The sequence below is a fragment of the Azotobacter armeniacus genome (assembly GCF_054779355.1).
In genome coordinates this window covers 1-24,660 of sequence record NZ_BAAGYK010000039.1, presented here as the reverse complement: position 1 = coordinate 24,660, position 24,660 = coordinate 1, and the positions used below count along the sequence as shown (strand labels likewise).

Genomic DNA, 24,660 nt, shown 5'->3' with positions numbered 1-24,660 from the left:
GTCGGAAGCTCTCCATAGCAGCATAACCAATGGGATGGACTCCTCCTTATCCCACTCCGTCCGGCACTGATGCGCCAAGATGTCAGGTGTGAGTCGCCAGCCATTATCAGGTTGATCGCTGATGCCCAAGTAGGCTCTCCTCTCACATCAATTCACGTCATGGCAGGGCCGCCCGCCGCAGGTGTCGTTGTCGGTGAAGAAGCTGGCACTGGCGCTGCCGCCCGAAGTCTTGACGGGCATCACTTGACGTCAGGGTACTGCAGCATGCCGGCCAGGCAGTGGTTACATCTGTTGCAATGACTGCTCGTCGAATGAGCTGCGGACCAAGCCAAGCGGGCCCACAACTGGCTGTCCGCCTTGGAGGAGGATACGCAGTGGCGCATCGAGCGGGAACTACCAGAACCTCAAGCAAGATCTCAGGTTGGGCCATGAGGGACGTGGCTGGCAAAGATTCCATCATCGCCGCCTACGGTTTCTTGGGCGCGCAGCGTACTGATGAACAGGATAGTCAAGGGAATTCATCGAATACCAGGCGCCTGTGCTTCCCGCGGACACCTTCCACGCGGCAGCCCAGCGTGTGTAACGTCGCGTCTTATCCTTGATCCGACGCTGTTCACCTGCCCAGTGTCCATCACTGATTGAACTTCACCACTGTCTGTGCTGTGGCTTGTGCATGCGGCATCTACGCTTGTGGCACAGTAAGACTGGCCAGAATAACCACAAACGAGACTCTTCAGATGCCAAAGAAGCGAGCCCTTGTTGCTGTGGTTCCTACCCTTGCTCTGGTCGTGCTTGTTCTGAGCGGTTGTAAGCAGGAGTCGCCACCGCCTCCGCATCAGACGCCACAAGTTGGTGTCATCATCCTTGAGCCGCAGCCGTACGTGCTGACCCATGAGCTGCCGGGACGTACTGCTGCCTATCGAATCGCAGAGGTGCGCCCCCAGGTCGATGGCATCATCCAGAAGCGTTTGTTCAGTGAAGGCAGTGAGGTCAAGGCCGGGCAGCAGCTGTACCAGATTGATGCGGCAGTGTATGAGGCGACACTCAAGGAGGCCGAGGCCAACCTGGCCTCGAGCAAGTCGCTGGCGGGCCGCTATGCCGTACTGGTCAAGAGCCGGGCGGTGAGCCAGCAGGCTTATGACGAGGCGCGGGCAGCCAGTCTGCAGGCTGAAGCCAGCCTGGAAAAGGCCCGAATCGACTTGTGCTACACCAAGGTATTGGCACCCATTGCCGGGCGCATCGGTCGCTCTGCCGTGACCGAAGGGGCGCTGGTGAGCAATGCCCAGAGTCAGGTAATGGCGACCATCTATCAGCTCGATCCCATCTATGTCGATGTCATCCAGCCGGCGCGCGAACTGCTTGCCCTGCGCCGCGATCTGGCCAATGGTCGTCTGGAGAGGATGGGGGAGCGCGCGGCCAGGGTGGTCCTGACGCTGGAGGACGGTAGCGAATATGCCCATGAGGGTAGGCTGGAGTTCTCCGAGGTTTCGGTCGACCAAGGCACGGGCTCGGTGACCCTGCGCGCCGTATTTCCCAATCCCGAGCGAGAACTGTTGCCCGGCATGTTTGTCCATGCCCGCCTGTTCGGTGGGCTGAAGAGCGAGGCAATTCTCGCACCCCAGCAGGGCGTGACGCGCAATACCAAGGGCGAGGCCATGGCCATGGTGGTCAATGCGGAGAACAAGGTTGAGCTGCGGATGCTTAAGGCAGAGCGCACTGTCGGCAACCGCTGGCTGGTGAGCGAGGGACTCATCCCCGGCGACAGGCTGATCACCGAAGGCCTGCAGTTCATTCGGCCGGGCATTGAGGTCAAGGTAGTGCCGGCGGGCAATGTCGGGCAAAACACTAAGGCGCCCACATTGCCTCCAGGTTAGAAGGGCTGCGCAAGGGAATAGCATGCAATGTCCAGATTCTTTATCGACCGCCCCATCTTCGCCTGGGTGATCGCCCTGGTGATCATGCTAGCCGGCGGCTTGTCTATCCTCGGTCTGCCGATCAACCAGTATCCGAGCATCGCCCCGCCGGCGGTAGGCATTTCCGTGATCTATCCGGGCGCTTCGGCGCAGACCGTCCAGGATAGCGTGGTGCAGGTGATCGAACAGCAGCTCAACGGCATCGACAACCTGCGCTATATCACCTCGGACAGCAACTCCGATGGCAGCATGACCATCACCGCCACCTTCGAGCCCGGCACCGACCCGGACATTGCCCAGGTGCAGGTACAGAACAAGTTGCAGCTGGCCACGCCGCTGCTGCCGCAGGAGGTGCAGCAGCAGGGCATCCGGGTGACCAAGTCGGTGAGGAACTTCCTGTTGATCATCGGCTTCGTCTCCGCAGACGGCAGCATGGACCGGAACGATCTAGCCAACTACATTGTGTCGAATGTCCAGGACCCGATTTCCCGGGCCAGTGGGGTGGGCGACTTCCAAGTCTTCGGTTCGCAATACGCCATGCGCATATGGCTGGATCCGGCCCGGCTGAATAACTTCCAGCTGACCCCGGTGGATGTGCGCAATGCAGTCGAGGCGCAGAACGTCCAAGTCTCCTCCGGGCAGTTCGGCGGTCTCCCGGCCATGCCCGGCCAGCAGCTCAGCGCCACTATCATTGGCAAGACCCGCCTGCAGACCGCTGAGCAGTTCCGCGACATCCTGCTCAAGGTCAACGGCGACGGCTCGCAGGTGCGCCTTGGCGATGTCGCCGAAGTGGCACTGGGCGGCGAGAGCTACAGCATCACCTCGACCTACAACGGCCGGCCGGCCGCGGGAATGGCGGTCAAGCTCGCCATCGGCGCCAACGCGCTGGAAACGGCCCAGGCGGTGCGGGGTACCCTCGCCGAGCTAGAGCCCTTCTTTCCGCCGGGGATGAAGGTCGTCTACCCTTACGACACCACGCCGGTGATTTCCGCGTCCATCGAAGGGGTGGTGAAAACCCTCGGCGAGGCGATCGTGCTGGTCTTCCTGGTGATGTTCCTGTTCCTGCAGAACTTCCGTGCCACGCTGATTCCGACCCTGGCAGTCCCCGTGGTGCTGCTCGGCACCTTCGGCGTGCTCGCCGCATTCGGCTTCACCATCAATACCCTGACCATGTTCGCCATGGTGCTGGCCATCGGTCTGCTGGTCGACGACGCCATCGTGGTGGTGGAAAACGTCGAGCGGGTCATGATCGAAGATGGCCTGTCGCCACGAGAGGCCACGCGCAAGTCGATGGGACAGATCCAGGGCGCACTGGTCGGCATCGCCCTGGTACTGTCCGCGGTATTCGTGCCCATGGCTTTCTTTGGCGGCTCGACCGGGGTGATCTACCGGCAGTTCTCCATCACCATTGTCTCCGCCATGGCCCTGTCGGTACTGGTTGCGCTGATCTTCACCCCGGCCCTCTGCGCGACCCTGCTCAAACCCGCCGCCAAGGGCGAGCCTCATGAGAAGCGGGGCTTCTTCGGCTGGTTCAATCGCGCCTTCGAGCGCAGCGTGCGAGGCTATGAGCGGGGTGTCAGGGTCGTGCTCAGGCACAAGCTGCCCTATCTGCTGATCTACTCGGCGATCGTCGCCCTCATGGCCTGGCTGTTTACCCGCATACCGACCGCCTTCCTCCCCGACGAGGACCAGGGCGTGCTCTATGCCCAGGTGCAGACGCCCTCCGGATCCAGCGCCGAGCGTACCCAGCAGGTGGTGGACGAGATGCGCGACTACTTGTTGACCGAGGAAGGCCATCTGGTCAATTCGGTCTTCACCGTCACAGGCTTCAACTTCGCCGGTCGCGGGCAGAGCTCGGCCCTGGCCTTCATCGCACTGAAGCCTTGGGCCGAGCGAACTGGCGAGGAGGATGGTGTGTTCGCCCTCGCCCGGCGCGCCCAGCAGCGCTTCGCCACTTTCCGCGACGCCCTGGCTTTCGCCTTCGCCCCGCCGGCGGTGATGGAGCTGGGCAACGCCACCGGTTTCAACGTCTTCCTGCAGGACCGCGCCGGCGTCGGCCACGAGGCGCTAGGCGTGGCCCGCGACCAGTTTCTCGCCCGCGCTGCGGAGAGCCCGCTGCTCAGCCGGGTACGTGCCAACGGCCTGCGCGATGAGCCGCAGTACCGCCTGCTGATCGACGATGAGCAAGCCCGGGCCTACGGGCTGTCTCTGGCGGACATCAACAGCAGCGTTTCCATCGCCTGGGGCGCCAGCTACGTCAACGACTTCATCGATCGGGGCCGGGTGAAGAAGGTCTATCTGCAGGGCAAGGCCGAGGCGCGGATGAGCCCGGAGGATCTCGGCAAGTGGTACGTGCGCAACGCGGATGGCGCGATGGTGCCGTTCAGCGCCTTCGCCTCCGGCGAGTGGACCTATGGTCCGCCGAAACTGGCCCGCTATAACGGCGTTTCGGCGATGGAGATTCTCGGCGAGCCAGCGCCCGGCTACAGCTCCGGCGATGCTATGGCCGAGGTGGAGCGGATCGCTGGGGAGCTGCCACCGGGCGTCGGCTACGCTTGGACCGGACTGTCTTACGAGGAGCGTCTCTCTGGATCCCAGGCGCCGGCTCTTTACGCGCTGTCACTGCTGGTGGTGTTCCTCTGCCTGGCCGCCCTCTACGAGAGCTGGTCGATCCCCTTCTCGGTGATGCTGGTGGTGCCGTTGGGAATCATCGGCGCGCTCTGGTTCACCAGCCTGCGCGGACTGTCCAACGACGTCTACTTCCAGGTGGGCCTGCTCACTACCATTGGTCTTTCGGCGAAGAACGCGATCCTCATCGTCGAATTCGCCAAGGATCTGCACGAGCAGGGCATGAACCTGTTCGATGCGGCAGTCGAGGCTTGTCGCATGCGCCTGCGGCCGATCCTCATGACCTCCCTGGCATTCATCCTTGGCGTCGTGCCGCTGGCAATCTCCAGCGGCGCCGGCGCTGGCAGCCAACACGCCATCGGTACCGGGGTGATCGGCGGCATGCTCACCGCCACCGTGCTGGCGATCTTCTGGGTACCGCTGTTCTATGTGCTGGTGTCCTCCTGGTTCAAGGACTGGAATAGCGCACTCGACAGCGGCGAAGATGCATCGTGAGGCACCCGCCGCTCCGGAAGGTGGCAAGCGAAATTCGTCGCGGGCAACCGGGAAACGGCGTCAACAGTGATATGGTTGTCGGTGTTTGCATTGTTTCAGGAATAGTCATGATTTCAAGACACGCCATCTCCAGCCTCCTTTTCGCGGCCCTGCTGCTGGCCGGCTGCAGTTCCGCCGACAAGTCTGAACCTGTGCCGACAGCCAGTGTTCAGGGATGCGACGCCAGCGTGGTGCAAGGCCTGATCGGTCAGACCGCCAGTCCCGCCCTGCTCGAGGAGGCTCGTCAACGTGCCGGGGCGCAGACGGCGCGCGTCATCGGTCCCCATGACAGCGTAACGCTGGACTACAATTCCAAGCGCCTGAATATGGATATCGACGAGCGCCTGGTGATCAGGCAGATCCATTGCGGCTGAAATGGACTCCGTTCCGTGATCGTCCGCCCCGTGCCCGATTCCAGCTGGCGGGGCGGTATCAATCATGGTTGCCAACACAATGGCGCAAAGCAGACATTTCTTACATGAGCCCCAAGGATTGTAAGGAAATCATCAATACATTGTTGCAAATTTAGTAACGATACTTTTTGGAATCCCTGGTTTTTTGTCTTTCGGACGGCTTCTAGAATCCCCTGAGCTTTTCATACTCCCGGACTTCGACGCGTCAGCGCAGAAATCCCGGCTCCATTCCAATCAGCCTGGACAGGATGGAGCTGTGGCGTAACAGCCGGGTGCGGAAATCCAACCACTCATTTACGGGTTAATCCTATGACACCGGTGGTCGTTCCGTTATGGATGGCGCTTGCCTTCGTTTCGTGTGTACTGAGCGGCTGTGGATCGCCGCCTCAGATTGCCCATCGGCCTTATTCGGATGCTGAAATCAAGGAATTCGTCCAAGGCATGCTGGGGCGGAGCAGCCTGTCTCCAGATAAATACGAAAAGTACAAAAAGACTTTAGCCACGCCATAGGGTTCGATTAAGTAGAATAAATATTTAAGCTCGGGCCATTGTCATGCGAAACTCCCGCCGCCGCATTGCGTGTGGTCTTCGCACCCAATGCTCGCGTGCCTTTTCTGCGAGACTCGTTCTGCCCGTCGCCTGGCGGGCAGGCTTCCGTTCGGCCAGGCTGCTCCGGAATGCCCAGGAGTTCTGCATAATCGTAATTGCTAACAAAATCGAGGATGTTCAATGCGAAAGTATCTGTCATTGCCCGCAGTAGCCGTTCTGCTTCTGGGATCGGCGGGGGCGGCACAAGCTGTCGAGGTGGGCGCTGCGGTTGGTGTCACCAGTCAGAGCGATATGACCTATCGCCTCAGCCTGGGCCTGCCCTGGGACAAGCAATGGTGGAAGAGTGACCTGGGCCATGTGACGGGTTACTGGGATGCCGGCTATACCTACTGGGAAGGTGGCTCCGGCAACGACAACTACTCGGGTGCACACTCGCTGTCGTTCAGCCCCGTGTTCACCTACGAGTTCAGCGGTTTCGGCGTTACCCCGTTCGTCGAGCTCGGCGTCGGTGTCGCCTTCTTCTCGAAGACCCGAGTGGGCGAGCAGCAGCTCGGCTCCTCCTTCAACTTCGAGGACCGCATCGGCGCCGGCATCAAGTTCGCGGGCGGCCAGAAGGTCGGTGTCCGGGCGATCCACTACTCCAACGCCGGCATCAAGCAGCCAAACGACGGCATCGAGTCCTTCTCGGCCTACTACAGCCACGCCTTCTGATCCGTCCGTGGCGCCCCGGGTTCCGCGGTCTCGCGGCGCTCGGGATCGGCGGCCAGCTCCTGGCCGCCCAGCCTTCCAGTATCAGCCATCTCCGTTCGAGGATGCAGATCCGTGCGTTGGCTGGGGCGACGGCTTCGTCGCCACGGGCCTCCTTCAATTGAAGGGCGTCGGCTTCGCGGTCTGCGCCGTGGAAGGCGGCAGAATGGGCGCTTTCCAAGCGCGGCTGTTCGCCGGTGAGGGTTTTCAGGTAGGCGGTGATCCTGTCGATCTCGTCCGTCTTCAACTGGTGGCCGAGCTGGACGCGGGCCATCACGTCGACGGCTCTTCCAGTTTCCAGTAGGCGCCATCGTGAAAGTAGGGATAGGTCAGCTCGACGTTGCGCAAGGTCGGCACCTTGAACAGGAAGCGGTCCGTCTCCTTGCCGGTCAGGCCGGCTACCCCTTGGGCGGGATTGCTGGTTTGGTAGGTGGTCACCAGGCCCATCTTCTGGAACGAGCCGCCGCCGACGGCCGGGCCGTTGTGGCAGGCCACGCAGCCCACCGACTTGAACAGCTGGTAGCCTTCCAGTTCGGTCTTGCTCAGCGCCGTCTCGTCGCCCTGCAGCCATCGGTCGAAGCGGGAGTTGGGAGTGACCAGGGTTTTCTCGAATTCGGCGATGGCGTCGGTCACCGCATCCAGGGTGATCTTGTTCGACTGGTAAATCGCCTTGAAGGACTTGCGGTACTGCGGAATCGAGCTCAGCACATCCACCGCCAGAATATGACTGAAGGCCATCTCTTGAGGATTGGCGATCAGCCCGGCGGCCTGTTCCTTGAGGTCGGCGGCGCGGCCGTCCCAGAACTGCTTCACGTTGAAGCTGGCGTTGAGGACAGTCGGCGAGTTGATTGGTCCCTGCTGCCAGCGTGGCCGATCGAGGAGGGCAGGTTGTCGCTGCCGCCCATGCTCAGGTTGTGACAGGAGTTGCAGGAGATGAAGCCGGACTTGGACAGGCGCGGATCGAAGAACAGCTGTTTGCCCAGCTCGACCTTGGCTGGGTTGTCGATCCTGGCCGGTTGTATCGGCTGGATGGGCTCATTGGTCTGCTGCGCGGCCAGGGTGTTGACGCTCAGGAAGATTCCGGCGGCCAGTAGCGAAAGCTTGTGCATCACGATGTAGTCCTTGACGGTTTTGCAAGTTTCCAGGGAGGCGGGGGCTTCGGGGCAAAGACAGGCGTGGACTCGAATGTCCTTTCCCGCGTTGCTCGCAAAGCGCTACCGAAGGCCTCAGCACGGCCATTCTGGCATGCTTCGGGTAGCAGCCGCAGTGATCCCGCTGCCCGGTATGTGCTGGGTAGCAGGTGCTCCTGCTGGCAGGCGTGGCTCAGAGCGCGTTCAGCGGGATCCTCAGGTAGCGGATGCCGTTGTCTTCGGCCGGCGGCAGCTCGCCAGCGCGCATGTTGACCTGTACCGCGGGAAGGATCAGGGCCGGCATGGCGAGGTTCGCGTCCCGTGCATTGCGGATGGCGACGAACACTTCCTCGTCGATGCCCTGGTGTGTGTGGACATTATGCCGGCGCTCCTCGCCCATGCTGGTTTCGTGGAGGAACTCTGTGCGTCCCGGCGCCTTGTAGTCGTGGCACATGAACACTCGGGTTTCGTCCGGCAACCGGTAGAGCCGCTGGATCGAGCGGTACAGGGTGCGCGCGTCTCCGCCCGGGAAGTCGCAGCGGGCGGTGCCATAGTCGGGCATGAGCAGGGTGTCACCGACGAAGGCGGCGTCGCCAATCAGGTAGGTTATGCAGGCCGGGGTATGTCCGGGGGTATGGAGGACGCGGGCCTGGATGCTGCCGATCTGGAAGTTTTCGCCTTCTCCGAACAGGTGGTCGAACTGGCTGCCGTCGCGGGCGAACTCGTCGCCGGTGTTGAACAGCTCGCCGAAGGTTTCCTGGACCTGGGTGATGCGCTCACCGATGCCCAGCCTGCCGCCGAGCTGCCGCTTGAGGTAGGCGGAAGCGCTCAGGTGGTCGGCGTGGATATGGGTTTCCAGAATCCACCGCACCTCCAGCTCCTGGGTGCGAACATGGGCGATCAGGCGGTCGGCAGAGGCATGGTCGATGTGTCCGGAGGCGGGTTCGTAGTCCAGCACGGCATCGATCAGGGCGCACTGACGGGTGACCGGATCGCTCACTACATAGCTGTAGGTGCAGGTGGTGGGGTCGAAGAAGGCTTCTACACGGGCGTTCATGGGCTGTCCTTCAGCAAGGGAATCCATCCCCATGGGAGTATCAAGTTAGACGAGAGCCCGGTGCCAGGTCCTGTTGCAAGCGGTGCTTGCGGAGGGAGCGTCCGCAGCGGGCCTCACTTCCCGGTCTTGCAGGTATTGACTCCCAGCAGAGTGTAGGCCGGGCAAGTGCGGAAGAGGCCGGTCGCCAGCGGGAGCAGGCCGATCCAGCCCCAAGGGCCGATCACGTTGGCCAGGCTCAGGCCGATCAGGATCAGGCCGACGGCGATGCGCAGAGCGCGGTCGAGGGTTCCAACGTTGGTTTTCATCTTGACCTCCAGTCAGTCAATGGACGCGCCGGCGTTCCAGCGCGGTGAACAGCCACATCCCGCCGAGCATGGCGAGTACGAAGAGCAGGACCTGCCAGTAACCGCTGAGCAGCAGGGTGAGGGCTGGGCCCGGACAGAGGCCGGCAATGCCCCAGCCGATGCCGAACAGCAGGCTGCCGCCGATCAGCCGGCGGTCCAGCTCGCGCTCCTGCGGCAGCTGCATGGGCGCATTCAGCAGCGAGCGCTGCTGGCGCCTGGCCCAAGCGAAGGGCAGCAAGGCGATGCCAATGGCGCCAGCCATCACCAGCGCCAGCGAGGGATCCCAGGCGCCGCCCAGGTCGAGGAAGCCGAGTACCTTGGCCGGATTGGTCATGCCCGCCAGCAGCAGACCCATGCCGAAGATCAGCCCCGCGAGCAGTGCGCTCAGTCTGCGCATGTTCAGCCCCCCCACAGGTGACGCAGGACAAATACCGTGGTGAATCCGCTGGCCATGAAGGCCAGGGTGGCGGCCATGGAGCGCGGCGACAGGCGGGAGATCCCGCATACGCCATGCCCACTGGTGCAGCCGGAGCCATAGCGGGTACCGAGACCAACCAGCAGCCCGGCAAGCGCCAGACCGAGCCAGCCGGTCTGGAATTCGATCTCCGGCAGTGCGCCGAACAGTCCCCAGAGCAGCGGCGCTGCCAGCAGGCCGAGAAGAAATAGCGCCTTCTCGTCGCGTCTGTCGTCGCTGCGCTGCAGCAGGCTGCCGAGCAGGCCGCTGATACCGGCGATGCGCCCGTTCAGTACCACGAACAGGCTGGCCGCGAAGCCGATCAGCGCGCCCCCGGCCAGTGCCGTCCAGGGCGTGAAGTTCGCCCAGTCGATGTACATCTCGCCATCCCTCCGCGGGGTCGCTCGACTGTAGATGGACTAACAATATATTTATTTGTAAACTGTTTTCAAGCATCATCGATGGGTTCTGTGGGAGGCGAGCCAATCCGTCCTTCATCCCTCAAGACTCCCTGCCAGCATAGTGTGGAGGTGGCCATGCGTTTTCCTGTTGCTCTGACCCTGCTGCTCACCAGCGGACTTGCGCTCGCCGACCAACAGGCGCTCGAGGCCGAGGCGCGCGCTCTGATACTGCCCTTCGCCCAGGCGCTGCAGGACACCGTCAAGCAGGCTCTGGCCGAAGGCGGGCCGCAGAGCGCGGTGCAGGCCTGCCAGAGCCTGGCGCCGACCATCGCCGAAAAGCATAGTCGGGAACCGTGGATCGTCGGGCGTACCGCGCTTAAGGTGCGCAATCCGGCCAACCGCCCGGATGCCTGGGAGCGCCAGGTGCTGGAGCGCTTCGCGGCGGCCGCCGCTGCGGGGCAGCCCGTCGCCGGGCTGAAGCATGGCGAAGTGATCGATGGCGAGTATCGCTACCTGCAGGCGATCCCCACCGGCGAGCCCTGCCTGGCCTGTCATGGCAAGAACATCGACAAGGCCCTGCTCGCCACCCTGGACGAGCGCTACCCGCAGGACCAGGCGCAGGGCTTCGCCTTGGGTGAGCTGCGAGGTGCCTTCACCTTGCGTCGCCCCCTCGACGGGATGGCGCCATGAGCGGCGAGGTCGAGACCGAGGCAGCAGGTCATGCTCGCGCGTCTGGCGCCGGTGGAGGGCCGGATCAACGCCCGCCAGGGTCGGGCTACCATCCGCTTGGAGCACGTGCCGGCCCCTCCGGAATGGGCCATGAGGCGGGAGCGGATGTCGCCGTGCCATACGCCCCGCCAGGGGCCGACTGCCACCTCCCAGGCGGGATGGGGGCTGGTGGGGTGGGGGGCAGATCCCCGTCGATCAGCTCGCGGAATGCGTGCGCGCTCAGCGGGTGGGCGAACAGCCAGCCTTGGCCATAGTCAGCGCCTTCACTGCCGAGCAGGCGCGCCTGTTCCTCGCGCTCGATACCCTCGGCGATCACCTTGAGGCGAAGTGCCCTGGCCATGCGTACTATGTGGGGCGCGACGCCACTGCTGGCGGCATCGGCGCCAAGGGCATCGACGAACGTCTTGGCGATCTTCAGGCCATCCACCGGTAGCGTCTGCAGGTAGGCCAGGCTGGAATAGCCGGTACCAAAGTCGTCGATCAGTATCCGGTGGCCGTGGGCGCGCAGTTCGGCCAGGTTCCGGCTGGCTGCCTGCAGGTCGATCAGCCCGCGCTCGGTCACCTCGAAGGCGATCTGCTCGGGCCTGACCCCGTGCCTGGCCAGCAGGCGCTCGGTCAGCGGGCCGATCCGCGGCGCGCTGACGTCGCAGGCAGACAGGTTGACCGAGATGTATAGCTCGGGATGGCTGCGCAGCAGGTCGCCGAGCTGTTCCAGCACCTCCTTGAGAAGGAAATCGGTGATCGCGCGGATCTGCCCGGTCGACTCGGCCAGTGGGATGAACTGTTCGGGGTTGGTCAGGCAGCCGTCCGGACGCTGCCAGCGCATCAGGGCCTCGGCGCCGATGCAGCGGCGGCTGGCGAGGTGGAAGATCGGCTGATAGTAGACCCGCAGTTCCTGGCGCCGCAGGGCGCCCTGCAGCTCCCCGCCGAGCGACAGGCGCCGGCGCACCAGCCAAAAGGTCGCGCCGCCACACAGCAGGGCCAGCAGCAGGCCGGCCAGCAGCAGGCGTTCCCAATATTCGCGGATGCGCTCGAGCAGCGTGGCGCGCGGGGCCAGCAGGGCCAGTTGGTAGTCCGGGTTGTCGCCCTGTAGACAGTAGAACGGCTGCCCTTCGAGCAGCTGCAGCGAGGCACTGGCTGCCGCCTCGGGCGTGATCGGCAGTGGCGAGGCCGCAGCGAGGATCGGCAGGGCCTGTGTGCTGCCGCGGGGAATCAAGTAGACACCGAGGCCGTCCGACGGGTCGACCGCGTCGAGCAGGTGGCCGCGGGAGCTGGAAACCCGGAAGGGACCGCGGGCGACTATCAGGGTGGCCGGGTCCTCGTCCGGTGTGTTCGCGACGGTCAGCCAGTAGTCCAGGCCTTGGCTGTGGAAGTCCGCCGGTCGCGCTGGCTCTAGGGCAGCGTGGTGCAGTCGGCTGGAGCAGCGCTGTCCGTCGGCGGCGAGGCTCGCCTCGTGGATGAAGCGGTGGTCGAAGCTGACCTGCAGCAGGCTTTCCACCAGGGCCGGGTCGCAGTGGCGCAGGGGCTGCAGTTCCAGCGTGGCGAGTCCCTGGCGCAACTGCCCGATGACCTGCTCGAGGCGCAGCAGGAGGCGTTCGCCGCGGCTTTCCAGGTCTTCGCGCTGCGCTTCCCGCGCTTGGGAAAGCGCCAGTCCCGGGCCGAGGAGTGCCAACAGGAGGGCGCCGGCCAAGGTCGTCAACAGGGCCATCGGCCAAGGCCGATAGATGGCTCGGCGCAGTTGCGCCAGGGTGTGTTGCATGTCAGTGCTCCCGACATCCTTTCAGGTCTGACTCCTGCCGCGTGTCTTCCTTACCCCGTTTCGTTCAGGGTCGCCAGCAGGGCTGCGGTTTCGGCGTCCGGCTTGCCGTCGAAACGGGCCGGGCGGTATTTCATCTGGAAGGCGGCGATGACCCGCCGCGTTTCTTCGTCGAGCACGCCATGTCGTTCCAGTGCATAGCCATGCCGGATCAACTGCTCCTGGAACCAGGCGACATCCGGCAGGCGGACGGCATAGCCTGCCTGCAGTTCGGCCACCCGGCTTGCGTCCGGCCAGACGATCAGCCCGGCCTCGGCCAGGCGCTTCCAGGGAAACAGCGGGCCCGGGTCGACCTTGCGCAGCGGGGCGATGTCGCTGTGGCCGACCACCGCCTCCGGTCCCAGTCCGTGGCGCTTGACGATGTCCTTGAGGAGGACGATCAGCGCATCGATCTGCTCCGGCGGATAGGGATACCAGAGACGCCCGTTGGGGGTGTCCAGGTAGCCGGGATTGATCAGCTCGATGCCGACGCTGCTGGCGTTCAGCCAGGTCCTCCCGCGCCACTGGCTGTCTCCGGCATGCCAGGCGCGGCGCTCCTCTTTAACCAAACGATAGATGGTTGCGGGCTTGGCGTCGATCAGATAGTGGCTGCTGACTTCGCCCAGGACGAGTTGTCGCAGGGAGCCCTGCAGATCCTCCGAGGTGTAATGCAGGACGATGTACTGCACGCGGCTGTCCTGGCTGCGGGCGTTGTAGCGGGTGTCGATTCGCGGGCCTGCAGCACAGCCGGCCAGCAGGGCGAGGATCAAGGTGAGGGCGAGAGATCTCATGAAGTTCGGGAGAGTCCAGCAAGGTTCGGGGTACGGCGGATAGACCGTACGCACCATTGAAGTATTGCAAAAGAGTGGCGATCCGCTGCGTTTGTCGATGTGTTCTGCCGGCAGGCTGTTCCCGTTCAGGGGCGGGGCTGCGGCAGGGTGTTGCGCCCGAGGTGTTCGGGCAGGCGGACCTCCACCGCCACCGGGAGGTGGTCGGAGATCGGCTGGCGCAGCACCTGCACGCGCTCCAGGGCCAGGCTGGGGCTAAGCAGGATGTGGTCGATGCAGCGCTGTGGACGCCAGCTGGGAAAGGTGGCCTCGATTTGTGGGGCGAGCAGGCCGAGATCGCGCAACGGCGAATGCTCCAGCAGTTCGCGGGCGTGGGTGTTCATGTCTCCCATCAGCACCAGGTGGCGATAGTCGCCGACCAGCTCGCGGATGTAGGCGAGCTGGCGGGTACGGGTTCGCGCGCCGAGGGCCAGGTGCATCATCACCACAGCTAGGGCATCGCGTCCCGCTCCTAGGCGCAGGAGTATCGCACCGCGTCCCGGCGGGCCGGGCAGGGGGTGATCTTCCAGCTCGGTGGGCCGCAGGCGGCTGAGCAGGCCGTTGCTGTGCTGGGCCAGCGGGCCGAGGTTGCGGTTGAGCTGCTGGTACCAGTAGGGGAAGTTGCCGAGCTGGGCGAGGTGCTCCACTTGGTTGACATAGTCGGAACGCAGGCTGCCGCCATCGACTTCCTGCAGGGCCACCAGGTCGAAATCGGCGAGTAGGTCGCCGATTCGCTGCAGGTTCACCGCGCGCCCGGCATGCGGCAGCAGATGCTGCCAGCTGCGGGTCAGATAATGCTGGTAACTCTCGGTGCGGATGCCGACCTGAATGTTGAAGCTCAGCAGGCGCAGCAGACCGTCGCCAGGCAGCCCGTTCGCTTCGCGGCAGTGCGGGTTGGTCCGCGGCTGCCGCGCGGCGGCCTGACGTTCAACCGTGCGTCGGCGCAGCATGGCTCCTCCTGCCATCCGTCACTGGGCGGTGCGCTCCTGGTCGATCAGGTAGTCGGCCACCTGCAGAGTATTCTCCGGGCCGCCGGCGCTGCCGAGATCGAAGCGGTACTTGCCGTTGACGACCATCACCGGGACGCCGGAGATTTGGTAGGCGATCGCCAGCTTCTTCGCCTTCTCCATCTGGCTCTTCACGTTGAAGGAGCTGTAGGCCTTGAGGAAGGCGTCCTTGTCCACGCCCTGAGCGGCGAGAAATTCAGCCATTTCCTCGGGTTTCGCCAGTTTCTTGCCGTCCTTATGGATGGCCTCGAAGATCGAGGCGTGGACCTTGGGCTCGACGCTCATCGACTCCAGGGTCAGGAACAGCTGGCCATGGGCGTTCCACAGGCCGCCGAACAGGGCCGGGACGCGCCGGAAGCTCACGTCCTCCGGCAGCTTGCTGGCCCAGGCGTTGATGCTCGGCTCAAACTGGTAACAATGCGGACAACCGTACCAGAATAGCTCCACGACCTCGATCTTGCCCGGCTGCGCCACCGGCACCGGGGTGGGCAGCTCGACATACTGTTTGCCGGCCTTGATATCGGCAGGCGCGATCGATTCCGCCTGGACGGTCAGGAACAGGCTTGCACTGGCGAGAACGGCGCCGAGAATCAGTTTACGCATGCGTTACGACTCCTTGCATTTGCTGGTGAGGGCTCTCGGTACGAGCTGGTCTTCGACCCGGAGGGGGGCAAAGCGGATTGGCCTATTGTAAGGGGAGGGCCAATGAAAAAGGGCGGCTATCTGCCGCCCTTTTTCATCGCCAGTGAGCCGTGTTTCAGTGCAGGCCCTGGATGTAGCTGGAGATGGCGGCGATGTCCTTGTTGCTCAGTTTGGCGGCGATGGAGCGCATGATCATGCTGTCGCCATCATTGATGCGCACGCCTTCGCGGAAGTCGGTGAGCTGCTTGGCCACGTACTGGGCGTGCTGGCCACTCAGTCTCGGGTAGGCGGCCGGAGCGTTGCCTTCACCGTTCGGCGAATGGCAGCCGGTGCAGGCCGGCATGCCGTCGGCCAGCTTGCCGCCGCGGTAGAGTGCCTCGCCGGCATCGACCACTTTGGGATCGGCGGTGCCGATGCTCATCTTCTGCGCGGCGAAATAGGCACTGATGTCGGCCAGGTCCTGGTCGCTGAAGTTGTCAAGCATGGCGGTCATCTCCAGCACCTTGCGGCCAGTGCCCTCAGGAGCGCCCGGCCTCGAGCCGGTCTTGATGTCCTGCATCTGCTTGAGCAGATAGCGCTCGCCCTGGCCGGCCAGTTTCGGGAAGTTCGGTGCCGGGCTGTTGCCGTCCGGACCGTGGCAGGCGACGCATATGGTCGCCTTGCCCTGGCCGGCGGCGGCGTCGCCCTCGGCATGGGCAAGGCCGGTGATCCCCAGGGTTAACAGCAGAGTCACGAATGCTTTGTTCATCAGCTAATCCAAATCACGGCTCAAGAAAAGTGTTGTTGTAGACCGACGTGCCCGGCTTCAGGGGAATTCCCGGCGGCTTCGGCGTCGCTGTCCATGCGTCGTCCATGCGCGCCCGCAGGGCCAGAGTAGACTTGGCAGCTGGCAGTCAAGGGCAGCATCACGACACCGCGGCGGGCACCAGGCTCCTGGAGCCGGCCTTCCGCAGGGAACAAGCACCGTGCGGTCAACGTACGGCCAGTCTTAAACCGTTCCCGTGAACACTTACCCTGGGACAGGGGCAAAGCGCACACAAAATCCGCGGCATTATATACTGATGACTTCGAAACGGAAACGACATGGCGCCGCAGCCTGCGCGCGCCAGCCCAGCGGAACTCCCCCGATGTCCTTCAAGAATCCCATTCTCGGCCTGTGCCAGCAGGCTGCCTTCATGCTCAGCGCAGCCCGGGTCGATCAGTGTCCCGACGATGACGGCCTCGAGGTCGCCTTTGCCGGGCGCTCCAATGCCGGCAAGTCCAGTGCGCTGAACACCCTGACCCACGCCAATCTCGCGCGCACCTCGAAGACCCCGGGGCGCACCCAGTTGCTGAACTTCTTCCGTCTCGACGACGAGCGTCGTCTGGTCGACCTGCCCGGCTACGGCTATGCCAAGGTGCCGATCCCCCTCAAGCAGCACTGGCAGCACCACCTGGAGGCCTACCTGGGTAGCCGCCGCAGTCTGGCCGGGGTGGTTCTGCTGATGGATATCCGTCACCCGCTGACCGACTTTGACCGGATGATGCTCGACTGGGCCGGCGTCAGCGGGATGCCCATGCACATCCTGCTGACCAAGGCCGACAAGCTGGCCTTCGGTGCGGCGAAGAACGCTCTGCTAAAGGTTCGGCGAGATATCCAGCAGGGTTGGGGCGAAGGCGTGAGCGTACAGCTGTTCTCGGCGCCCAAGCGCCAGGGGATCGAGGAGGCCCACGGCGTGCTGGCGCACTGGCTGGGACTGGTCGACGAGGCGGAAGGCGAGGCGGGCGCCGGGGCCTGAGTTCGGCGGTCCAGCTCATTCATGCCAGGCGTGGCCTTGCTGTTCGAGCAGGCTGTGGGCCTGCTCCGGCCCCCAGGAGCCGGCGGGGTAGGGGCGCGGCCTCTGGTAGTAGGCATGCCAGCCGCCGATGATCGGGTCGACCCAGCGCCAGGCGGCCTCCACTTCGTCGCGGCGCATGAACAAGGTGGAATCACCCTCGACCACGTCCAGAAGCAGGCGCTCGTAGGCGTCCCAGCGGCGCTTCTGGCGGAAGGCTTGGGCCAGGTTGAGATCCAGCTTCACCGGCTCCAGGTGCATGCCCTTGCCGGGGCTCTTGGCCATCAGCTGCAGGCTGATCGATTCCTCCGGTTGCAGGCGGATCAGCAGGCGGTTGGCCTGGCCGGCCTGGAACAGCCGGTGCGGCACCGGCTTGAATTGGATGACAATTTCCGAGCTCTTCTTCGCCAAGCGCTTGCCGGTGCGCAGGTAGAAGGGCACGCCGGCCCAGCGCCAGTTATCGACCTCTGCATGAACCGCGACGAAGGTCTCGGTATCGCTGTCATTGTCGACATTTTTCTCGAAGTAATATGCCGGAACCTCCTGCCCGCCGATCTTCCCGGCGGCGTACTGGCCGCGTACTGTGCGATCCTTCACGTCGAAACCGGCAATGGGTTTCAGAGCCTCGAGAATCTTCACCTTCTCGTTGCGCACCGCTTCGGCATCGAAGCGCACCGGCGCTTCCATGGCGACCAGGCAGAGGAGTTGCAACAGATGGTTCTGCAGCATGTCGCGCATCGCCCCCGCATGGTCGTAGTAGCTGCCGCGGTTTCCCACGCCGAGGGTTTCGCAGGCGCTGATCTGCACGTGATCGATGTGTCCGGCACGCCAGACCGGTTCGAACAGGGCGTTGGCGAAGCGCAGCGCCATCAGGTTCTGCACGGTTTCCTTGCCCAGGTAGTGGTCGATGCGGAAGACCTGGGACTCTTGGAACACCTGGCCGATGGACTGGTTGATCGCCCGCGCCGACTCCTGCGAGTGGCCGATGGGCTTTTCCAGTACGATGCGCGTGTCGCTCCCGGCCAGGCCAGCGTTGGCCAGGCCCGCAGCGATGTCCTCGAACAGGCTGGGGGCGGTGGCGAGGTAGTAGATGCGCCCGCGCTGGCAGGTATTGCCGAGATGCCGGGCCAGGCGGCCGTAGCCGGCACTCTGGCTGGCATCCATGGCGAAATAGTCGATCCGCGCGGCGAAGTCCTGCCAGGTTGTGGTGTCGAAGTTCGTCCGTGCCACATGGGTCCGGCAATGGCGTTCGGCCAGGTTGCGATAGGCGTCGCGGCTTAGCGGCTTGCGTGCCAGGGCGAGGATGCGCATGTCGGCCGGCAGGCGCCGGTCGCGGTGCAGATGGTAGAGAGCCGGCAGCAGCTTGTGCAGCGCCAGGTCGCCGGTGCCGCCGAAAACCAGCATGTCGCACGGGTGGGTCACAACAGCCTCCAGCGCGTTTGGCTATGGGCTGAAGGCCTGTCATGTAGTATAACTACAGGCGCGCTACAACCCGATTCCCGATCATAACCGAGTTCAGTCCTAGTGAATCTCTTGCAGCATATTGCCCAGTCGCGCGCCCTGTTGCGCAAGTCGGAGCTCAAGGTGGCCGATCATGTGCTGCTCGATCCAGCAGCGGCGATGCACAGTTCGATGGCCGGCCTGGCCCAGGAGGTCGGGGTCAGCGAACCCACCATCGTGCGTTTCTGTAGGGCCATCGGCTGCACCGGCTTCCAGGACCTGAAGCTGAAGCTGGCGCAGAGCCTGGCCGCCGGCGCCAGCTTCGGCCAGTTCGCCATCCACGAGGACGATTCGGTCGTCGATTTCAGCCTGAAGATCTTCGACACCACCCTGCATACCTTGATGGAGGTGCGCGAGCGGCTCGACCCCGAAGTGCTGCAGCGCGCCATCGACGCCATCGCTCTGGCCCCGCGCATCGATTTCTACGGCTTCGGCGCCTCCGGCGCGGTGGCCGTCGATGCCCAGCACAAGTTCTTTCGCCTGCTGCTCACTGCCGCAGCCTATTCCGATCCGCACATGCAGGCCATGTCGGCGGTGACCCTCAAGCCCGGCGACGTGGCGATCTGCATCTCCCAGTCGGGACGCTCCAAGGACCTGCTGATCACCTCCAACCTGGTCCGCGAAACCGGTGCGACCTTGATCACCCTGTGCCCCGGACAGACGCCGCTGGCCGACCTGGCCAACATCAACGTGGCGATCGACGTGCATGAAGACACCGAGGTCTACACCCCGCTGACCTCGCGCATCGCCCATCTGGTGGTGATCGATGTGCTCGCCATGGGCGTAGCCATGGCTCGCGGGCCGGATCTGGTCAACCACCTGAAGAGCGTCAAGCGCAGCCTGCGCAGCCTGCGCCTGTCGCCCAAGTCGGTGCGGACGGTGGAGGACTGACGCAGCCGACGGTCACGGGTCACGAGAGTGTCATCCGCCCGCCGTGAAAGCGTCACCGGCCGCCGGCAATCCTGAGGGCTCCAACCCCCTGTCGGGAGACCCTCATGCCTCGCCACACGGAAGACGCCTACTACCCCTCTCCCCTCGACACGAAAGCCCGCCGCAAGCGGCTGGACGAGCGGCGCATGCACTTTCGCCGGGCTATCGAACGCTACGACGAGCAGCGCCGGCTGCAGCATGAGCTGGACGACTATCCGGACTTGCTGGCGATCAGCTTGCGGCCGGTATCTCCGCCAGTTTTCCGGCAAAACGCTCGGCCAGCGCGCTGATCTTCGCACGCTCCGCGCGGATGAATGCCTCGAACGTCCGTGCCACTGGGCTCAGACGCTTGCCCTCGGCATGTACCAGGCACCAGCTGTGGTATAGCGGCAGCTCCTCCACCGGCAGCTCGCGCAGCTGGCCGGTGGCCAGCTCCAGGCTCGCCGCATGGCGCGGCAGCAGGGCCAGGCCGAGGCCGGCGATCACCGCTTGAATCTGCGCTTCGGTCGAGCCGATCTCCAGTGTCTCGGCGAAGTGCGCACGCTTCTGGTGGCAGTATTCCTCGCCGGCGCGGCGGGTGCCGGAGCCGGGCTCGCGCAGCAGCAGTGGAAAGCCCGTCAGGTCCTGCAGGCGCAGGCTCTGCCGCGCGCACAGCGGGTGCCCCGGCGGCGCCACGGCGACAATCGGATTGTTGAGAAAGGGAAAGAAATTCAGTGCCGGCGCGCTCGGAACCTGCGACATGATCAGCAGATCGTCGCGACTCACCGACAGCCGGCGCACCGCCTGGGCATGATTGACCACCACCAGCTGCAGGCTGACCTCTGGGTGTTGCGCGCGGAAGGCGGCGAACAGGTGCGGCACCAGGTACTTGGCGCTGGATTCCACGGCCAGGTTGAGCTGGCCCTGCAGCGAGCCCTGCAGGTCCGAGAGCTGCATGTCGAGGCTCTCCAGGCGGCCGAAGATGTCCTCGCTGGTCTTCAGCAGCGCCTCGGCGGCCGGCGTCAGGTAAAGCTTCTTGGCCACGTACTCGAACAGCGGCTGGCCGACCAGCTCCTCCAGCTGGCGAATCTGCAGGCTGACCGCTGGCTGGGTCAGCGCCATCTCCTCGGCGGCGCGGCTGTAGGAGCGGCTTTCGCACACCGCACGGAACACCCGCAGCTGGCGCAGGGTCAGGCGCATCAGGGATTTGCGCATGGGGGCCTCGGCAATGGTAATGGGGTACGGCGCAGCTTCCGTCAGGATAAAGCAGGGGCGGAGTGCGAGATTTTTCGTGCTATTATAAGTTGTAGTTTATGCTTAACCTAACAAATATTCATTTTTCTTAATCCATCTCTTGGCGCTAGGGTTATTGCACCTGCCGACTGACCGTCTGGGTCGGCCAGCTCAGCCGAGGGAGACCTCCGTGATAAGAAAAATCCTAATTGCCAACCGTGGCGAAATCGCCGTCCGCATCGTGCGTGCCTGCGCCGAGATGGGCATCCGCTCGGTGGCCATCTATTCCGAAGCCGACCGCCATGCCCTGCACGTCAAGCGTGCCGACGAGGCGTACTTTATCGGCGAGGATCCGCTGGCCGGCTACCTGAATCCGCGCAAGCTGGTCAACCTGGCGGTGGAGACTGGCTGCGACGCCCTGCATCCAGGCTACGGCTTCCTCTCGGAGAACGCCGAGCTGGCGGAAATCTGCGCCCAGCGCGGGGTCAAGTTCATCGGCCCGAGCGCGGACGTGATCCGCCGCATGGGCGACAAGACCGAGGCGCGGCGCAGCATGATTGCCGCCGGCGTACCCTGCACCCCCGGCACAGAAGGAAACGTCGCCGACCTCGCCGAGGCCCTGCGCGAGGCCGAGCGGATCGGCTACCCGGTAATGCTCAAGGCCACTTCCGGCGGCGGTGGCCGTGGCATCCGCCGCTGCAACAGTGTCTCCGAGCTGGAGCACGCCTACCCGCGGGTGATCTCCGAGGCCACCAAGGCCTTCGGCAGCGCGGAAGTCTTCCTCGAGAAGTGCATCGTCAACCCGAAGCACATCGAGGCGCAGATCCTCGCCGACTCCTTCGGCAACACCGTGCACCTGTTCGAGCGCGACTGCTCGATCCAGCGCCGCAACCAGAAGCTGATCGAGATCGCCCCGAGTCCCCAGCTGACCCCCGAACAGCGCGCCTACATCGGCGACCTGGCGGTGCGCGCGGCCAAGGCGGTGGGCTACGAGAACGCCGGCACCGTGGAGTTCCTGCTCGCCGAGGGCGAGGTGTACTTCATGGAGATGAACACCCGGGTCCAGGTGGAGCACACCATCACCGAGGAAATCACCGGCATCGACATCGTCCGCGAACAGATCCGCATCGCCTCGGGCCTGCCGCTGTCGATCGAGCAGAAGGACATCCAGCACCGCGGCTATGCCCTGCAGTTCCGCATCAACGCCGAGGACCCGAAGAACAACTTCCTGCCCAGCTTCGGCAAGATCACCCGCTACTACGCCCCCGGCGGCCCCGGCGTGCGTACCGACACCGCGATCTACACCGGCTACACCATCCCGCCGTACTACGACTCGATGTGCCTGAAACTGATCGTCTGGGCGCTGACCTGGGAAGAGGCACTGGCCCGCGGCCTGAGGGCGCTGGACGACATGCGCGTGCAGGGGGTGAGAACCACCGCGCCCTACTACCAGCAGATTCTCAGCAGTCCGGATTTTCGCAGTGGGCAGTTCAACACCAGCTTTGTCGACGAACACCCGGAACTGCTCAACTACTCGATCAAGCGCAGGCCTGGCGAACTGGCCATCGCCATCGCCGCCGCCATCGCTGCCCATGCCGGGCTCTGACGAACACCAGCCCGGCTGCGCTCTGGCTGCAGGCTCAAGAGGAACTGACGAATGAAGAAGATCACGGTCACCGACACTATCCTGCGTGACGCTCACCAGTCGCTGATCGCCACCCGCATGCGCCTCGAGGACATGCTGCCGATCTGCGACAAGCTGGACAAGGTCGGCTACTGGTCGCTGGAAGTCTGGGGCGGCGCCACCTTCGATTCCTGCATCCGCTTCCTCAAGGAAGATCCCTGGGAGCGCCTGCGCCAGCTCAGGGCCGCGCTGCCGAACACCCGCCTGCAGATGCTCCTGCGCGGACAGAACCTGCTCGGCTACCGCCACTACAGCGACGACGTGGTCAAAGCCTTCGTCGCCAAGGCCGCGGTCAACGGCATCGACGTGTTCCGCGTGTTCGACGCAATGAATGACGTGCGCAACCTGCAGGTGGCCATCGCCGCGGTCAAGGCCGCCGGCAAGCACGCCCAGGGCACCATCTGCTACACCACCAGCCCGGTGCACACCGTCGCCGCCTTCGTCGAGCAGGGCAAGACCATGCAGGCGATGGGCGTGGACTCCCTGGCCATCAAGGACATGGCGGGCCTCCTGACCCCCTACGCCACCGCCGAGCTGGTCGCTGCGCTGAAGGCCGAGATCGAACTGCCGGTATTCATCCACTCCCACGACACCGCCGGCCTGGGCGCCATGTGCCAGCTCAAGGCCATCGAGGCCGGCGCCGACCACATCGACACTGCCATCTCCAGCTTCGCCTGGGGCACCAGCCACCCCGGCACCGAGTCGATGGTCGCCGCCCTGCGTGGCAGCCAGTACGACACCGGCCTGGACCTGGAGCTTTTGCAGGAGATCGGCCTGTACTTCTACGGCGTGCGCAAGCGCTACCACCAGTTCGAAAGCGAGTTCACCGCGGTGGACACCCGCGTGCAGGTCAACCAGGTGCCGGGCGGCATGATGTCCAACCTGGCCAACCAGTTGAAGGAGCAGGGTGCCCTGCATCGCATCAATGAGGTGTTCGCGGAGATTCCCAAGGTGCGCGCCGACCTCGGCTTTCCGCCGCTGGTCACCCCCACCTCGCAGATCGTCGGCACCCAGGCGGTGTTCAACGTGCTCGCCGGCGAGCGCTACAAGACCATCACCAACGAGGTCAAGCTCTACTTGCAGGGCCGCTACGGCAAGGCGCCGGGCGTGGTCGACGAGCGCCTGCGCTTCCAGGCGATCGGCAACGAAGAGGTGATCGACGTACGCCCGGCCGACCTGCTCAAGCCGGAAATGGCCAAGCTGAACGTGGAAATCGGCGAGCTGGCGCAGAGCGAGGAGGACGTGCTGACCTACGCCATGTTCCCCGACATCGGCCGCAAGTTCCTCGAGGAGCGCAAGGCCGGCACCCTGGTGCCCGAGGCACTGCTGCCGATTCCGACCGCAGGCGCCGGTCCGGCCAGCGAAGGCGTGCCTACTGAGTTCCTCATCGACGTCCACGGCGAAACCTACCGGGTGGACATCACCGGCGTCGGCCTCAAGGGCGAGGGCAAGCGCCATTTCTACCTGTCCATCGACGGCATGCCCGAAGAGGTGGTGTTCGAGCCACTCAACGAGTTCATCGCTGGCGGCTCCGGCAAGCGCAAGCAGGCCGGCGCGCCGGGCGACGTCAGCACCAGCATGCCGGGCAACATCGTCGACGTCCTGGTCAAGGAGGGCGACGAGGTCAAGGCTGGCCAGCCGGTGCTGATCACCGAGGCCATGAAGATGGAGACCGAAGTGCAGGCGCCGATCGGCGGCACGGTCAAGGCCATCCACGTCGCCAAGGGCGACCGCGTCAACCCCGGCGAACTGCTGGTGGAGATCGACGGCTGAGTTCCAGTTTCTGAAAGTTTGAAAGGCGGTTTGGGGAGTCGAGAGGCTCCCTTTTTTTTGTGCGCCCGGTAGGGCGCACTCACTCGGAGGTGAAAGTCCTCTACACACCCGGCAAGGGGAAGTGTTAGCCAGAGGCAAGGGTGTCGCGGGTGACTGCGAATCTGAAGGAAGCCCGAGGCAAAGCGCTGGCCTGACGAACAGGAAGCGGATACGAGGCGACGCATCGGGGTAAGGCAGCAAAAAAAGGCCAAAGCCCGCTACTTGCACAGAGCGATGCGGCGTATATCCGACAGGCATAAGCGTGAAGGTGGGTGCGTCATACCCGGGGAGATCTGTATGGCTGCCATTGTGCTACTGACGTCGCGAGGCATGAGGATGGTCGTACAGAAGTCAGCAGAGGCGATAGTCGGTGCGTCCCGACCGAAGGGCCGAACATGAGTGACCGCGATTGGGACGGCAGATACTCGATGCAGGCCGATGAGACACAAGTGCGTGGAGTAAGCGCAGCCATGACAGCAGAGCCGGGGCGGAACTCCGGGGGCGATGAGCGTGGTGTCGATGGCTTCACGGCGGCTGC

The 24,660-nt window shown here is 64.2% G+C and carries 21 protein-coding genes and 3 pseudogenes; 12 read left to right on the top strand and 12 right to left on the bottom strand.

The annotated features are described in order from the left end of the window. Positions 1-163: 163 nt before the first annotated feature. The 5 genes and pseudogenes from ACYVD0_RS09300 to ACYVD0_RS09280 form a co-directional block, all read left to right on the top strand. Positions 164-460, top strand: a pseudogene (locus ACYVD0_RS09300) (IS701 family transposase); the annotation flags it as partial. 277 nt (positions 461-737) lie between these two features. Then, on the top strand, positions 738-1,874 hold the full coding sequence (locus ACYVD0_RS09295; RefSeq protein ID WP_460426560.1) for an efflux RND transporter periplasmic adaptor subunit: 1,137 nt from the start codon (positions 738-740) through the stop codon (positions 1,872-1,874). A gap of 27 nt (positions 1,875-1,901) precedes the next feature. Next, a complete protein-coding gene (locus tag ACYVD0_RS09290) occupies positions 1,902-5,036 on the top strand; it encodes an efflux RND transporter permease subunit (RefSeq protein ID WP_460426559.1) in 3,135 nt (1,044 codons plus the stop codon). Between the two features lie 107 nt (positions 5,037-5,143). Then, positions 5,144-5,449 carry an I78 family peptidase inhibitor gene (locus ACYVD0_RS09285; protein ID WP_460426558.1) on the top strand — a complete coding sequence of 102 codons (306 nt, stop codon included), beginning with the start codon at positions 5,144-5,146 and terminating at the stop codon, positions 5,447-5,449. A gap of 768 nt (positions 5,450-6,217) precedes the next feature. After that, positions 6,218-6,748, top strand: a complete 531-nt coding sequence (locus ACYVD0_RS09280) for an acyloxyacyl hydrolase (protein WP_460426557.1) — start codon at positions 6,218-6,220, stop codon at positions 6,746-6,748. Positions 6,749-7,057: 309 nt separating this feature from the next. Here the strand turns inward: ACYVD0_RS09280 and ACYVD0_RS09275 are convergent. The 5 genes and pseudogenes from ACYVD0_RS09275 to ACYVD0_RS09255 all read right to left on the bottom strand — a co-directional run bounded on the left by ACYVD0_RS09275 (position 7,058) and on the right by ACYVD0_RS09255 (position 10,149). Next, positions 7,058-7,893: pseudogene (locus ACYVD0_RS09275) on the bottom strand (cytochrome-c peroxidase). A 214-nt stretch (positions 7,894-8,107) separates the two neighbouring features. Continuing rightward, positions 8,108-8,971 carry an MBL fold metallo-hydrolase gene (locus tag ACYVD0_RS09270; protein WP_460426556.1) on the bottom strand — a complete coding sequence of 288 codons (864 nt, stop codon included), beginning with the start codon at positions 8,969-8,971 and terminating at the stop codon, positions 8,108-8,110. A gap of 113 nt (positions 8,972-9,084) precedes the next feature. After that, a complete protein-coding gene (locus ACYVD0_RS09265) occupies positions 9,085-9,276 on the bottom strand; it encodes a YgaP family membrane protein (protein WP_460426555.1) in 192 nt (63 codons plus the stop codon). A 16-nt stretch (positions 9,277-9,292) separates the two neighbouring features. Beyond that, a complete protein-coding gene (locus ACYVD0_RS09260) occupies positions 9,293-9,712 on the bottom strand; it encodes a DUF6691 family protein (RefSeq protein WP_460426554.1) in 420 nt (139 codons plus the stop codon). A gap of 2 nt (positions 9,713-9,714) precedes the next feature. Then, positions 9,715-10,149 (bottom strand): YeeE/YedE family protein, encoded by a 435-nt coding sequence (locus ACYVD0_RS09255; RefSeq protein WP_460426553.1) that lies wholly within the window; start codon positions 10,147-10,149, stop codon positions 9,715-9,717. Positions 10,150-10,305: 156 nt separating this feature from the next. On the opposite strand from ACYVD0_RS09255, the gene ACYVD0_RS09250 reads away from it, so the two are divergent. Both ACYVD0_RS09250 and ACYVD0_RS09245 read left to right on the top strand, forming a co-directional pair. Next, a complete protein-coding gene (locus tag ACYVD0_RS09250) occupies positions 10,306-10,860 on the top strand; it encodes a Tll0287-like domain-containing protein (protein ID WP_460426552.1) in 555 nt (184 codons plus the stop codon). 30 nt (positions 10,861-10,890) lie between these two features. Next, positions 10,891-10,974, top strand: a pseudogene (locus tag ACYVD0_RS09245) (hypothetical protein); the annotation flags it as partial. On the opposite strand, the gene ACYVD0_RS09240 reads toward ACYVD0_RS09245, so the two are convergent. The 5 genes from ACYVD0_RS09240 to ACYVD0_RS09220 all read right to left on the bottom strand — a co-directional run bounded on the left by ACYVD0_RS09240 (position 10,946) and on the right by ACYVD0_RS09220 (position 15,918). Continuing rightward, a complete protein-coding gene (locus ACYVD0_RS09240) occupies positions 10,946-12,658 on the bottom strand; it encodes an EAL domain-containing protein (RefSeq protein WP_460426551.1) in 1,713 nt (570 codons plus the stop codon). The pseudogene ACYVD0_RS09245 and the gene ACYVD0_RS09240 sit on opposite strands and share 29 nt — an antisense overlap. 50 nt (positions 12,659-12,708) lie before the next feature. Beyond that, a complete protein-coding gene (locus tag ACYVD0_RS09235) occupies positions 12,709-13,485 on the bottom strand; it encodes an N-acetylmuramoyl-L-alanine amidase (protein WP_460426550.1) in 777 nt (258 codons plus the stop codon). Between the two features lie 125 nt (positions 13,486-13,610). Beyond that, complete coding sequence (locus ACYVD0_RS09230; protein WP_460426549.1) at positions 13,611-14,471, bottom strand: endonuclease/exonuclease/phosphatase family protein; 861 nt, start codon at positions 14,469-14,471, stop codon at positions 13,611-13,613. 18 nt (positions 14,472-14,489) lie between these two features. Beyond that, positions 14,490-15,131 carry a thiol:disulfide interchange protein DsbA/DsbL gene (locus ACYVD0_RS09225; RefSeq protein WP_460426548.1) on the bottom strand — a complete coding sequence of 214 codons (642 nt, stop codon included), beginning with the start codon at positions 15,129-15,131 and terminating at the stop codon, positions 14,490-14,492. Positions 15,132-15,285: 154 nt separating this feature from the next. After that, positions 15,286-15,918: a c-type cytochrome gene (locus ACYVD0_RS09220; RefSeq protein WP_460426547.1), complete on the bottom strand. Its 633-nt coding sequence runs from the start codon at positions 15,916-15,918 to the stop codon at positions 15,286-15,288. A gap of 379 nt (positions 15,919-16,297) precedes the next feature. Here ACYVD0_RS09220 and yihA point away from each other — a divergent pair, with 379 nt between their 5' ends. Beyond that, the gene (gene yihA / locus ACYVD0_RS09215; RefSeq protein ID WP_460426546.1) at positions 16,298-16,948 is read left to right on the top strand and encodes a GTP-binding protein; all 651 of its coding nucleotides are present in this window, start codon (positions 16,298-16,300) and stop codon (positions 16,946-16,948) included. A 15-nt stretch (positions 16,949-16,963) separates the two neighbouring features. Here the strand turns inward: yihA and zwf are convergent, their stop codons facing one another. Then, positions 16,964-18,388 (bottom strand): glucose-6-phosphate dehydrogenase, encoded by a 1,425-nt coding sequence (zwf, locus tag ACYVD0_RS09210; protein WP_460426561.1) that lies wholly within the window; start codon positions 18,386-18,388, stop codon positions 16,964-16,966. 120 nt (positions 18,389-18,508) lie between these two features. Here zwf and hexR point away from each other — a divergent pair, with 120 nt between their 5' ends. Both hexR and ACYVD0_RS09200 read left to right on the top strand, forming a co-directional pair. Then, on the top strand, positions 18,509-19,375 hold the full coding sequence (hexR, locus tag ACYVD0_RS09205; RefSeq protein WP_460426545.1) for a MurR/RpiR family transcriptional regulator: 867 nt from the start codon (positions 18,509-18,511) through the stop codon (positions 19,373-19,375). A 104-nt stretch (positions 19,376-19,479) separates the two neighbouring features. Further along, entirely contained in the window at positions 19,480-19,704 is a 225-nt protein-coding gene (locus ACYVD0_RS09200) for a PA3496 family putative envelope integrity protein (protein WP_460426544.1), read from the top strand. On the opposite strand, the gene ACYVD0_RS09195 is transcribed toward ACYVD0_RS09200, so the two are convergent. Continuing rightward, positions 19,646-20,608: a LysR family transcriptional regulator gene (locus ACYVD0_RS09195; protein ID WP_460426543.1), complete on the bottom strand. Its 963-nt coding sequence runs from the start codon at positions 20,606-20,608 to the stop codon at positions 19,646-19,648. The genes ACYVD0_RS09200 and ACYVD0_RS09195 overlap by 59 nt on opposite strands. A 208-nt stretch (positions 20,609-20,816) precedes the next feature. On the opposite strand from ACYVD0_RS09195, the gene ACYVD0_RS09190 reads away from it, so the two are divergent. Beyond that, the gene (locus ACYVD0_RS09190; RefSeq protein WP_460426542.1) at positions 20,817-22,232 is read left to right on the top strand and encodes an acetyl-CoA carboxylase biotin carboxylase subunit; all 1,416 of its coding nucleotides are present in this window, start codon (positions 20,817-20,819) and stop codon (positions 22,230-22,232) included. Positions 22,233-22,283: 51 nt separating this feature from the next. After that, positions 22,284-24,083 carry a pyruvate/oxaloacetate carboxyltransferase gene (gene oadA / locus ACYVD0_RS09185; protein ID WP_460426541.1) on the top strand — a complete coding sequence of 600 codons (1,800 nt, stop codon included), beginning with the start codon at positions 22,284-22,286 and terminating at the stop codon, positions 24,081-24,083. Positions 24,084-24,660: the final 577 nt, after the last annotated feature.

What these genes read in the sequence shown, in the direction of transcription:
- ACYVD0_RS09265 (WP_460426555.1), bottom strand. Translation starts at nt 9,276, where the DNA reads ATGAAAACCAACGTTGGAACCCTCGACCGCGCTCTGCGCATCGCCGTC.
- ACYVD0_RS09235 (WP_460426550.1), bottom strand. Translation starts at nt 13,485, where the DNA reads ATGAGATCTCTCGCCCTCACCTTGATCCTCGCCCTGCTGGCCGGCTGT.
- ACYVD0_RS09290 (WP_460426559.1), top strand. Translation starts at nt 1,902, where the DNA reads ATGTCCAGATTCTTTATCGACCGCCCCATCTTCGCCTGGGTGATCGCC.
- ACYVD0_RS09195 (WP_460426543.1), bottom strand. Translation starts at nt 20,608, where the DNA reads ATGCGCAAATCCCTGATGCGCCTGACCCTGCGCCAGCTGCGGGTGTTC.
- ACYVD0_RS09240 (WP_460426551.1), bottom strand. Translation starts at nt 12,658, where the DNA reads ATGCAACACACCCTGGCGCAACTGCGCCGAGCCATCTATCGGCCTTGG.
- ACYVD0_RS09280 (WP_460426557.1), top strand. Translation starts at nt 6,218, where the DNA reads ATGCGAAAGTATCTGTCATTGCCCGCAGTAGCCGTTCTGCTTCTGGGA.
- ACYVD0_RS09270 (WP_460426556.1), bottom strand. Translation starts at nt 8,971, where the DNA reads ATGAACGCCCGTGTAGAAGCCTTCTTCGACCCCACCACCTGCACCTAC.
- ACYVD0_RS09285 (WP_460426558.1), top strand. Translation starts at nt 5,144, where the DNA reads ATGATTTCAAGACACGCCATCTCCAGCCTCCTTTTCGCGGCCCTGCTG.
- ACYVD0_RS09260 (WP_460426554.1), bottom strand. Translation starts at nt 9,712, where the DNA reads ATGCGCAGACTGAGCGCACTGCTCGCGGGGCTGATCTTCGGCATGGGT.
- oadA (WP_460426541.1), top strand. Translation starts at nt 22,284, where the DNA reads ATGAAGAAGATCACGGTCACCGACACTATCCTGCGTGACGCTCACCAG.
- ACYVD0_RS09220 (WP_460426547.1), bottom strand. Translation starts at nt 15,918, where the DNA reads ATGAACAAAGCATTCGTGACTCTGCTGTTAACCCTGGGGATCACCGGC.
- ACYVD0_RS09250 (WP_460426552.1), top strand. Translation starts at nt 10,306, where the DNA reads ATGCGTTTTCCTGTTGCTCTGACCCTGCTGCTCACCAGCGGACTTGCG.
- ACYVD0_RS09255 (WP_460426553.1), bottom strand. Translation starts at nt 10,149, where the DNA reads ATGTACATCGACTGGGCGAACTTCACGCCCTGGACGGCACTGGCCGGG.
- zwf (WP_460426561.1), bottom strand. Translation starts at nt 18,388, where the DNA reads ATGCTGGTTTTCGGCGGCACCGGCGACCTGGCGCTGCACAAGCTGCTG.
- ACYVD0_RS09200 (WP_460426544.1), top strand. Translation starts at nt 19,480, where the DNA reads ATGCCTCGCCACACGGAAGACGCCTACTACCCCTCTCCCCTCGACACG.
- yihA (WP_460426546.1), top strand. Translation starts at nt 16,298, where the DNA reads ATGTCCTTCAAGAATCCCATTCTCGGCCTGTGCCAGCAGGCTGCCTTC.
- ACYVD0_RS09225 (WP_460426548.1), bottom strand. Translation starts at nt 15,131, where the DNA reads ATGCGTAAACTGATTCTCGGCGCCGTTCTCGCCAGTGCAAGCCTGTTC.
- ACYVD0_RS09295 (WP_460426560.1), top strand. Translation starts at nt 738, where the DNA reads ATGCCAAAGAAGCGAGCCCTTGTTGCTGTGGTTCCTACCCTTGCTCTG.
- ACYVD0_RS09230 (WP_460426549.1), bottom strand. Translation starts at nt 14,471, where the DNA reads ATGCTGCGCCGACGCACGGTTGAACGTCAGGCCGCCGCGCGGCAGCCG.